The organism is Ruminococcus sp. (genome assembly GCF_024684275.1).
In genome coordinates, this window is the sequence record NZ_JAIKXF010000030.1 from 1 (window position 1) to 9,570 (window position 9,570).

Annotated in this window: 11 protein-coding genes and 1 pseudogene; 11 read left to right on the forward strand and 1 reads right to left on the reverse strand. The window is 46.4% G+C overall.

Going from position 1 to position 9,570, the window contains the following annotated elements:
* Positions 1-10: 10 nt before the first annotated feature.
* Positions 11-1,210, reverse strand: a complete 1,200-nt coding sequence (locus K5677_RS03770) for an acetate kinase (protein ID WP_296724840.1) — start codon at positions 1,208-1,210, stop codon at positions 11-13.
* A gap of 248 nt (positions 1,211-1,458) precedes the next feature.
* Here K5677_RS03770 and K5677_RS03775 point away from each other — a divergent pair, with 248 nt between their 5' ends.
* From K5677_RS03775 to K5677_RS03825, 11 genes and pseudogenes are all read left to right on the forward strand, one after another.
* The gene (locus tag K5677_RS03775; RefSeq protein ID WP_296724842.1) at positions 1,459-2,652 is read left to right on the forward strand and encodes a nucleotidyltransferase; all 1,194 of its coding nucleotides are present in this window, start codon (positions 1,459-1,461) and stop codon (positions 2,650-2,652) included.
* A 62-nt stretch (positions 2,653-2,714) separates the two neighbouring features.
* On the forward strand, positions 2,715-3,362 hold the full coding sequence (locus tag K5677_RS03780; RefSeq protein ID WP_296724844.1) for an HAD family phosphatase: 648 nt from the start codon (positions 2,715-2,717) through the stop codon (positions 3,360-3,362).
* Positions 3,363-3,409: 47 nt separating this feature from the next.
* Positions 3,410-4,486, forward strand: a complete 1,077-nt coding sequence (gene mnmA, locus K5677_RS03785) for a tRNA 2-thiouridine(34) synthase MnmA (protein WP_296724847.1) — start codon at positions 3,410-3,412, stop codon at positions 4,484-4,486.
* Positions 4,483-5,007 (forward strand): annotated as a pseudogene (locus K5677_RS03790) (cysteine hydrolase family protein); the annotation flags it as partial. The gene mnmA and the pseudogene K5677_RS03790, both read left to right, overlap by 4 nt.
* A 159-nt stretch (positions 5,008-5,166) precedes the next feature.
* A complete protein-coding gene (locus tag K5677_RS03795) occupies positions 5,167-5,493 on the forward strand; it encodes a GNAT family N-acetyltransferase (RefSeq protein WP_296724863.1) in 327 nt (108 codons plus the stop codon).
* A 25-nt stretch (positions 5,494-5,518) separates the two neighbouring features.
* Positions 5,519-6,241 (forward strand): methyltransferase, encoded by a 723-nt coding sequence (locus K5677_RS03800; RefSeq protein ID WP_296724849.1) that lies wholly within the window; start codon positions 5,519-5,521, stop codon positions 6,239-6,241.
* Entirely contained in the window at positions 6,238-7,062 is an 825-nt protein-coding gene (gene rsmI / locus K5677_RS03805) for a 16S rRNA (cytidine(1402)-2'-O)-methyltransferase (protein WP_296724852.1), read from the forward strand. Before K5677_RS03800 ends, rsmI begins: the two co-directional genes overlap by 4 nt.
* A gap of 208 nt (positions 7,063-7,270) precedes the next feature.
* A complete protein-coding gene (locus K5677_RS03810) occupies positions 7,271-8,116 on the forward strand; it encodes a PHP domain-containing protein (RefSeq protein WP_296724855.1) in 846 nt (281 codons plus the stop codon).
* Complete coding sequence (locus K5677_RS03815) at positions 8,117-8,878, forward strand: YdcF family protein (protein ID WP_296724857.1); 762 nt, start codon at positions 8,117-8,119, stop codon at positions 8,876-8,878.
* Positions 8,879-8,890: 12 nt separating this feature from the next.
* The gene (locus tag K5677_RS03820; protein WP_296724859.1) at positions 8,891-9,118 is read left to right on the forward strand and encodes a hypothetical protein; all 228 of its coding nucleotides are present in this window, start codon (positions 8,891-8,893) and stop codon (positions 9,116-9,118) included.
* 5 nt (positions 9,119-9,123) lie between these two features.
* On the forward strand, positions 9,124-9,570 hold a 447-nt coding region (locus K5677_RS03825; RefSeq protein WP_296724861.1), incomplete at its 3' end, for a TIM barrel protein.

Genomic DNA, 9,570 nt, shown 5'->3' on the forward strand with positions numbered 1-9,570 from the left:
TGTGATATAATTACTTAGAAATGAGAGCGAGTGTATCTCTTGCGATAAGGAGCTCCTCGTTTGTAGGAACGATCCATACCTCGATCTTTGAATCAGGTGTGGAGATCTTTGTGAGCTTGCCTCTGATAGTGCGGTTGAGAGCCTCGTCGATCTTGATGCCGAAGTAGTCCATGTTCTGACATACAGCCTCACGTACTTCCCATGAGTTCTCACCGATACCGCCTGTGAAGAGGATAGCGTCAACGCCGTTCATAGCAGCAGCGTAAGCACCGATGTACTTCTGTATCTCATATGTGAGCATATCAGAAACGAGCTGAGCCTTCTTATTGCCCTGATTTGCAGCCTCCTGAATGTCACGGTTGTCAGAACCAACGCCTGATACACCGAGGAAGCCTGACTTCTTGTTCATGTATTCGCTCATCTGTGAAGGAGTAAAGCCGTGCTTGTCAGCAACAAAAGTAACTGCTGAAGGATCAACAGAACCTGTTCTTGTACCCATTACTACACCGTCGAGAGGTGTGAAGCCCATTGAGGTATCAACTGACTTACCGCCGTCAACAGCTGTTATGGAAGAACCGTTTCCTAAGTGGCATGAAACGATCTTGAGATCCTTAACGTCCTTGCCCATGGCATCTGCGAGAGCCTTTGATACAAAACGGTGTGATGTGCCGTGGAAGCCGTACTTTCTTACGTGGAGCTTCTCATAATCATCATAGGGGAGACCGAACATAAATGCCTTTGGAGGCATTGTCTGGTGGAATGCAGTATCGAATACAACTACCTGTGGAACATTTGCAGGGATAACGCTCTTGCAGGCTCTGAGAGCGAGTGCGTGTGCGTGATTGTGAACAGGGGCAAGCTCGCGGAGCTCGTCGATCTTGTCGATGACCTCGTCAGTTACGAGAACAGACTTGTCAAAAACATCAGCACCCTGTACTATTCTGTGACCTACAGCAGAGATAGCGTCCATGCTGTCGATAACCTTTGCAGAGCCTGTTGTGAGAGCCTCTACCAGCTTCATGAAAGCCTCTGTGTGTGTAGGAAATGCGCAGTCCTCATCGAGAACTCTGCCGTCAGCAGTCTTGTGGTTGATATGTCCGTCGATACCGATACGGTCGCAGTTACCCTTTGCGATAACGCTCTCATCGCTCATGTCGATGAGCTGATACTTAAGGGAAGAGCTTCCCGCATTAACAACTAAGATGATCATATATGTAATTCCTTTCAAAAATAATTTTGCATATATTATTATATACTATTTTTTGAAAAATGCAAGTCCTTTTTTTAAAATAAAGCACATTCAATGTCCTTTCGGGCGGACTTTTCCCCGTTCAGACCGTAAAAAACAGGAAAATCCTTTTGCAAAACGCCCAAAACACAACAGTAATACTTTAATAATCTGTAGAGTAAATAAAAAATTATGAAAAATCATTGAAATTTACAAGGAGAGGTAGTAAAATGAAAGTCAGCGGTATAGTCTGCGAGTATAATCCGTTCCATAACGGACATCTTTACCACATACAAAAGACACGGGAAAACGGAGCAACACACATCGCCGCAGTTATGAGCGGAAGCTTTGTACAGCGCGGCGATACAGCCATAATGGACAAGCTGGAGCGAGCCCGTCTTGCTGTTCGCTCGGGAGCAGACCTTGTTATCGAACTTCCCGTGCAGTATTGCCTTTCCTCGGCGGAAAATTTTGCCGCAGGTGCGGTATATCTCCTTGACGCTCTCGGAGCTGTTGACGAGATTTCCTTCGGGAGCGAGTGCGGAGACACGGATAAGCTTCTGAAGGCTATGGATACCGTTGACCTTGCGGCGGTCACTCATGCCGACGAGATACGAACTATCATGGAAAAGGGGTATACCTACCCTCGGGCGCTCAATTCCGTAGTCAACGGTTACGACGCAGAGGCGGCTTCTTTGATCTCAGAGCCTAATAACCTCCTTGCCATAGAGTATTTAAGGGCTCTGAAAAAAAGCGGCAGCAGTATGACTGCTTTTACAGTGAAGCGTAAAAATGCAGTGCATGACAGCGATAGGAGCGAGGACGGCTTTGCAAGCGCTTCTCTGATAAGGGAAATGATACACAAAAGAGCCGATATAGGTGAATTCACTACTCCCGAATGGGCTGCTGCTATCTCTGCTGCTGCAGAAAAGGGCGAGACAGCTTCTCTTGACCGTCTTGAGAGAGTTATGCTCTATAAGCTGAGGACGTGTTCAGCTGAGGAAATATCGCAGATATATGATGTAGGACAGGGGCTTGAACACAGGATATACGGTGCAAGAATGGCAGGCTCACTTGACGAGCTTCTGTTCACGGTCAAGACCAAACGTTATACTATGGCGAGGATAAGACGCATAATGCTGTCTCTCCTCATAGGCATCACAAAAGAGGATATGAAGCAGCTTCCGCCATATGGAAGGATACTTGCATTCAATGAACGGGGCAGGGAGATACTTGCCCGTGCAAAGGGCTCTGCAAAGATACCATTTGCATCATCTATAGCCAAGCTCTCACAGCTCAGCGATACTGCCGAGCGGTTTGCGGAGCTTGAGATAAGAGCGTCGGATATATACGGACTGGCTCTTGAAAATATAACCTCAGCGCAAAAGGACTACAGAGCTAAGATAATGATCGACATGGAATGAACGCTGTATCCGGAGCTGCGGTACAGTGACAGGCTATGTATTTCAAGGAAGGATAGAATGATTTGATAAAAGGAGTTATATTTGATCTTGATGGTACTCTGCTGGACTCTATGACGGTGTGGAGCAGTATAGACCGTGAATTTCTCATAGAAAACGGCATAGCTGATCCGCCTCCCGAGGTCTCTGACGTTGTTAAAAAAATGACCGTTGATGAATCGTCACAGTATTTCATAGATCATTTTGGGCTTGACTGTACGAAAGAATATGTTATCAGGCGAATCGAAGATATGGTCCGTCAGCGCTATGAGGAGCAGATACCTTTGAAGCCGTATGTTACTGAGGTGCTTGATTTTCTCGACAGTAAAAACATACCGTACGGAGTTGCCACAGCTACATATAAGGGACTTGCTGAGGCTGCGCTGAAACGCTGCGGAGTTTACGGCAGAATGAGATTTCTGCTCACTGACAGGGAATACCCCACAGGAAAGAATTTCCCCGATATTTTTCTCGGAGGAGCAGAGCTTCTCGGCACTGCTGCTGCTGAAACTCTTGTGGCGGAGGATTCTCTCCATTGTATCGAAACTGCAAAGGCGGCAGGCTTTCCCGTGTGCGGAGTCTATGACAGCGTTGCAGAAGCCGATATTCCGCGTATAATTGAGCTTTCGGACTATTACGTCAGGTCTCTTGACGAGATAATAAATATATTTTAGGGCGAACGATGTTCGCCCGTGCTGTTTTCAAAAGAAGGAGCGATAGAATGAAAAAAGTCATGGTGGGAATGAGCGGCGGAGTTGACAGCTCTGTGGCAGCAATGCTGCTGCGTGACAAGGGCTTTGAGGTAATGGGAGTTACACTGAAGCTTTTCTCCGATGAGGATATATCTGAGGCAAAAAAAGAGGGCAAGACCTGCTGTGCGCTTTCCGACGTTGAGGACGCAAGAAGCGTTGCCTATCGTCTTGGCTTTGAGCACCTCGTATTCAATTTCAAGGACAATTTCCGTGAATATGTTATGAAGCAGTTTGCAGACAGCTACCTTTGTGGCAGGACGCCGAATCCCTGCATAGAGTGCAATCGTCACGTGAAGTTTGACAAAATGCTTCTTAGAGCTCAGGAGCTGGGCTATGACTACATCGCGACGGGACATTATGCTGTGAATGAATATGACGGGGAGAGAGGACGCTATCTGCTGAAGCGCCCCAAAGACCGCAGCAAGGATCAGACATATGTACTTTATGCACTGACTCAGGAGCAGCTGTCACATACTCTTTTCCCACTGGGAACACTGGAAAAATCACAGGTCCGTGAGCTTGCTGAGCAGGCAGGCCTTGTGAATTCAAACAAGCCTGACAGTCAGGATATATGCTTTGTTCCCGACGGCGACTACGCAGCGTTTATACGCAGATTTACGGGCTGCGATACTCCCTGCGGAAGCTTTGTTGATATGGACGGAAAAGTCCTCGGTGAGCACAAGGGTATCATAAACTATACCATAGGTCAGCGAAAGGGACTTGGGATAGCTCTCGGACACCCTGCTTATGTGGTTAAAAAAGACATCGCCGCAAATACCGTTACCCTCGGACTGGAGTCAGATCTCTACACAAAGAGCCTTATTGCTGATGATTTCAACCTTATTTCCATTGAAAAGCTGGAAGCACCCATGCGAGTTACTGCGAAAACGCGCTACAGCCAGAAGGAACAGCCTGCCACCGTTTCATATCTTGGAAACGGCGAGTACAAAGTCGAGTTTGACGAGTCGCAAAGAGCCGTGACCAGCGGACAGGCAGTAGTTCTTTACGACGGAGATATTGTAGTGGGCGGAGGAACTATAAAATGAAAACGGCACTTCTTGTTGTGGACGCACAGGAGCTTATAACCAATGAAAAGCTCTACGCCTATGATAAATATATCGGAAACGTCCGTAAACTAATTGAAGCATCGCGGAAAAACGGTGTAGAAGTCATCTATATCTGTCACGATGACGGTGAGGGACAGCCCCTCTCCAAAGGAAATAAGGGCTTTGATGTATGCAGTGAGTTCGCTCCCGAGACCGGAGAGCGTATTTTCGATAAATTTGTGAACAGTCCGTTTCGTGACACGGGGCTTACGGAATATCTTCGCTCAAAGGGCGTCAAAAGGCTCATAGTCACAGGCTTGCAGACGGATTACTGCATAGACGCCGCTGTGAAATGCGGTTTTGAGCGCGGCTTCGAGATGATAGTGCCTGAGTACTGCAATTCAACTTTTGATAACGATCATATGACCGCGGAGCAGTCCTACCGCTATTACAACGAGTTTATCTGGAAAAACAGGTATGCAAAATGTGTTGGAATGAAAGAAACGCTTGAAATGATACGGGATGACAATTATGAGCCGGTAAAAAGTAAAGCTAAAAAGACGCTTTTCATCAGAAGAGCGACAAAAGATGACGTTTCAAGAATTGCGGAGATACTTGTTTTTGCAAAACGAATGAAATATCGTTCTATTTTTAATGACGATGTGTATTCATTTTGCGAAATGCAAGTATTATCTGTTGCTGAAAAGTACAATGAAAACGGCTTTCTTAACAATATGTTCCTGTATGATGACGGAATAATAAAAGGGCTTATCCGCATTGAGAGAGAAGAGATCGCTGAATTATATGTCGATCATTTCTTTCAGGGGCAGGGAGTCGGCTCAGAATTGATAGAATATGCCAAAGAGAATTATCCGGTCAGTTTTCTTTGGACAATTGAAAAGAACACTGACGCTATACGCTTTTATGAAGCACATGATTTTCACCTTACAGACATTAAGAAGCGTGAAGAAGGAACTACAGAATATATTGTAAAAATGAAAAGATAATTTTTTACCGAATAAAAGGAACATTATGGAATATAAATACGAAAAGCTAACCGATAAAATATACGTCTGCGCCAGCAGCGATCACCGCTTCGGCACGGACGCCTTTCTGCTTGCTGATTTTTCGCAGTACCGCGCAAAGGACAAGGTATGCGACCTCGGTACTGGCTGCGGTATAATACCGCTTATCATGCAGAAAAAAATGCCTCCTCAGGTAACATATGCGGTAGATATACAGGAGGGCGCCGTTGAACAGCTCCGTCTCGGAATAGAAAAAAGCGAAACTACAGGTATTGTCCCGATATGTGCTGACCTGAAAGAGCTGTGGGAGGACGCTCCGCTGGGACAGCTTGACCTTGTAACCTGCAACCCGCCCTACAAGGTAAACAATGCAGGCTTTCAGAGTGTTATCACAGCCCAGAAAATAGCCCGTCACGAGATATTATGCACCATTGATGACGTTTGTGCTGCGGCACAGAAGCTGCTGAAGTTCGGCGGCAGGCTCTGCGTCTGCAATCGTCCGGAACGGCTGAGTGATGTGGTATTTGCCATGAAAAATCACGATATTGAGCCTAAAAGACTTCGTTTCGTATCCAAAAACGCTGATGAAGCTCCGTGGCTTTTCCTTATTGAGGGGAAAAAGGGCTCAAAGCCATTCATGAAGGTCGAGCCTCAGCTCTACATACGCAGCGAAAACGGCTTTACAGACGAGCTTCAGAGGATATATGACACAGGAAAGGAGCAGCTATGAGCGGTACATTTTACGTTATAGGCACACCCATAGGCAATCTGGAGGATATTACCCTCAGACAGCTTGACACCCTCGGCGCTGTGGACTTCATCTGTGCTGAGGATACGCGCGTAACCCTGAAGCTGCTGAATCGTTTTGAGATAAAAAAGCAGCTTGTCAGCTTCCACGAGCACAGCTCAAAGGCAGATGCCCAGAAGATAATCGACAGGCTCATTGCAGGGGAGAGCTGCGGAATAGTCACAGATGCAGGTATGCCATGTATATCCGATCCCGGTGAGGTTCTGGTGAAGATGTGCGCCGAGAGCGGCATTGACATAAAAGTCGTTCCGGGGCCAAGTGCTGTTGTTTCGGCAGTTGCAGTATCGGGGCTCAGTACACGGCGATTTACCTTTGAGGGCTTTCTTCCCGTTCCTAAAAAGGAGCGCGCTGAGCGCCTTGAAAAGCTTCGAGGTGAGACTGCGGTCATGGTGTTCTATGAAGCTCCCCACAAGCTGAAAACTACACTTGCCGATCTTGCAGAGACTTTTGGCGGAGAGCGCAGGATAGCTCTTTGCCGTGAGCTTACCAAGATACATGAGGAGGTACTGAGACTTTCTCTATCCGAGGCAGTAGAGTATTACAATAACAACGAGCCCCGAGGCGAGTTTGTCCTTGTTCTTGAGGGGGCACAGGAGAGCTCAGGAGAGGAAATAACCATAGAGCAGGCTATGGCTCAGGTGAAGAAACTCATAGAAATGGGCGAGAAGCCCACCGATGCCTGCAAGGCTGTGGCAAAGGAAACAGGCTTCAGAAAAAGCGAGCTTTACGCGAAACTTCAGTGATATTTTTTACTGCTGATATTGCGTAAAAGTTATAAAAAATTGAAAAATGCAATAAAATACTTGAACTTTTGCTGAATTTGTGATATAATTATAGACGTTATTTATATAATAACGGTTATATTTGCGATTATGTTCTAAAAAAAGCGCCATATAAATACAATATTATTAAATTCAGCCGCTTATTTAATGCGGCGAAAGAAGGTTATGTATGATCTGCGATCTGCACTGTCACACTACACTTTCCGACGGCTCGCTTGGCATTGAAGATGTAATTGCACAGGCGAAGCGTATGGATATCGACTGGCTCTCTATCACTGACCACGATACAATGGCTTCTTTTTCAAGAGCTGATGTTCTTGGTGAACGCGCAGGAGTGAAAATGCTCCACGGTGTAGAGCTTTCAGCATGGGATAAGGCAAGAAACAGCAAGGTACACATACTTTGCTATGCGCCTTCAAAGCCAAACAGACTTGAAGGACTATGTTTGAAATCCTGCGAGATAAGAAAGGAATGCTCCAGAGAAATGATCGAAAAGGTCATGGCTAAGTTCCCTATAACGCAGGAGAGCATACTTAAACGTACCACAGCTTCAAAGAGCATATTCAAGCAGCATATCATGCGTGCTCTCATAGATTACGGCTATGCGCTTGAATTCTACGGCGATCTGGACAGAGAACTGTTCAACCCGAAGAACGGTTCATGCTATGTTGAGCGTGAGTACCCTGACGTAAATTTTGTGATTGACCTGATACATACCGCAAGGGGAGTAGCTGTAATGGCTCACCCTGCACAGTACGATAATATCGAGCTTCTTGAGGAGCTTGCCAAGAACGGCAAGATAGACGGCGTAGAGATAGGACATTTCTCCGCTGACGAAAGCTGCCGCAGCGAGCTGAGAGCTATTGCTGAGAAATATGAGCTGATCCAGACAGGAGGCTCAGACTTCCACGGCCTTTATAATAAGGTACCGACTCACCTCGGAAGCGAAACTACAACAAAGGAAAATCTTGACAGGATATTGAAGCTTGCTGCTTTAAGGAGCAAGGAAGCATAAATGGACGCAAAGGTTATACCGGCAGTCATATGCTTCGGAGCTTTTCTGCTGTTTGCTGCGCCTGTGCTAACAGGCATATTCAATTTGGGCAATGGCGCAGGTATGGCAGTGTCGGCTCTGCTGACAGCGGTATTTCTGTTTTGGGGCAGATTCACGGCTTTCCTCGGGAAGCTGTGGTCGGGAGCTCCCGGCAGGATAGCTGTTCTGACAATTTGTGTGATAACGGCAGCTTCTGTGGTGCTTGCTGTCGTTATCAGTGTTTTTATGCTCCGTGCGGCTGATGATCCGCCAAAGGATGAAAATACTACTGTTGTAGTTCTGGGCTGTAAGGTCAAGGACGGCAGACCGAGCCTTATGCTCGGACGCAGGCTTGAAGCCGCATATGTGTATCTTTCTGAGCACGACAGCGTTTGTGCTGTTGTTTCGGGCGGACAGGGAAAGGACGAAGCCCTGAGTGAGGCTCAGTGCATGAAGGACTGGCTTGTGGAACGGGGCATAGCTGCCGAAAGGATATTCATGGAGGACAAGTCTGTGAATACCGAGGAAAATCTTCGCTTTTCCAAAAAGATAATAGCCGATAACGGCTTGCCCGAAACAGTAACTCTTATCACCGACGGTTTCCACCAGCTTCGTGCTGAGATGATAGCTGAAAAGCAGGGGATAAGTGCTTACAATATCTCAGGGTATACCTCATGGTATATTATCCCTACCTACTGGGTGAGGGAATGGTTCGGAATAGTACACTACAAGCTTTTCGGATAGGAGCGATTAGCCGTGCAATGGGTGATAAAGCGCAGTACTGATGGTTTGTATGCAGTTTCACGGCGGCTGTTTATACACAGCAATGTATTTGCGCGCCGCTTCAAAACAAAGAAGCAGGCGGAGGCATATATAACGACAGCTGGCTTTGACAAGGGGATTCATACGGCTGTAGAGCTTCGTGTTCAGACTGATGATATGATAGATATGACAGACAGCGATATATTTTTTAAAAAGGAATGATAAATGTGAAAATTGGTTTTTCAACTCTTGCTTGTCCTGAATGGTCATGGACTGACATTTACTCAATGGCAAAGGATTTTAAATTTGACGGTATCGAGATAAGAGGTCTTGGCAACGAGATATTCTCCGTCAAGGCTCAGCCCTTTACAGAGGCACAGCTGCCTAATACCATTGCAAAGCTTCAGTCGCTGGGACTTGAGATACCATGTCTTTCATCAGGTGCTTGTCTGAAGTTCAAGGATAAGTATCAGGAGGCTGAGGATGAGATAAAGGCATATGCTAAGCTTGCAGGCAAGCTCGGCGCTTCTTATATAAGAATACTTGCAGATCTTAATCCTGATCCTGTTGACGAGGTGGACGATGACTATATCGTTGAGACTCTCAGGAAGCTCGTTCCTATCGCTGAGGAATACAATGTAACTCTCCTTGTTGAGACAAACGGCGTGTATTCC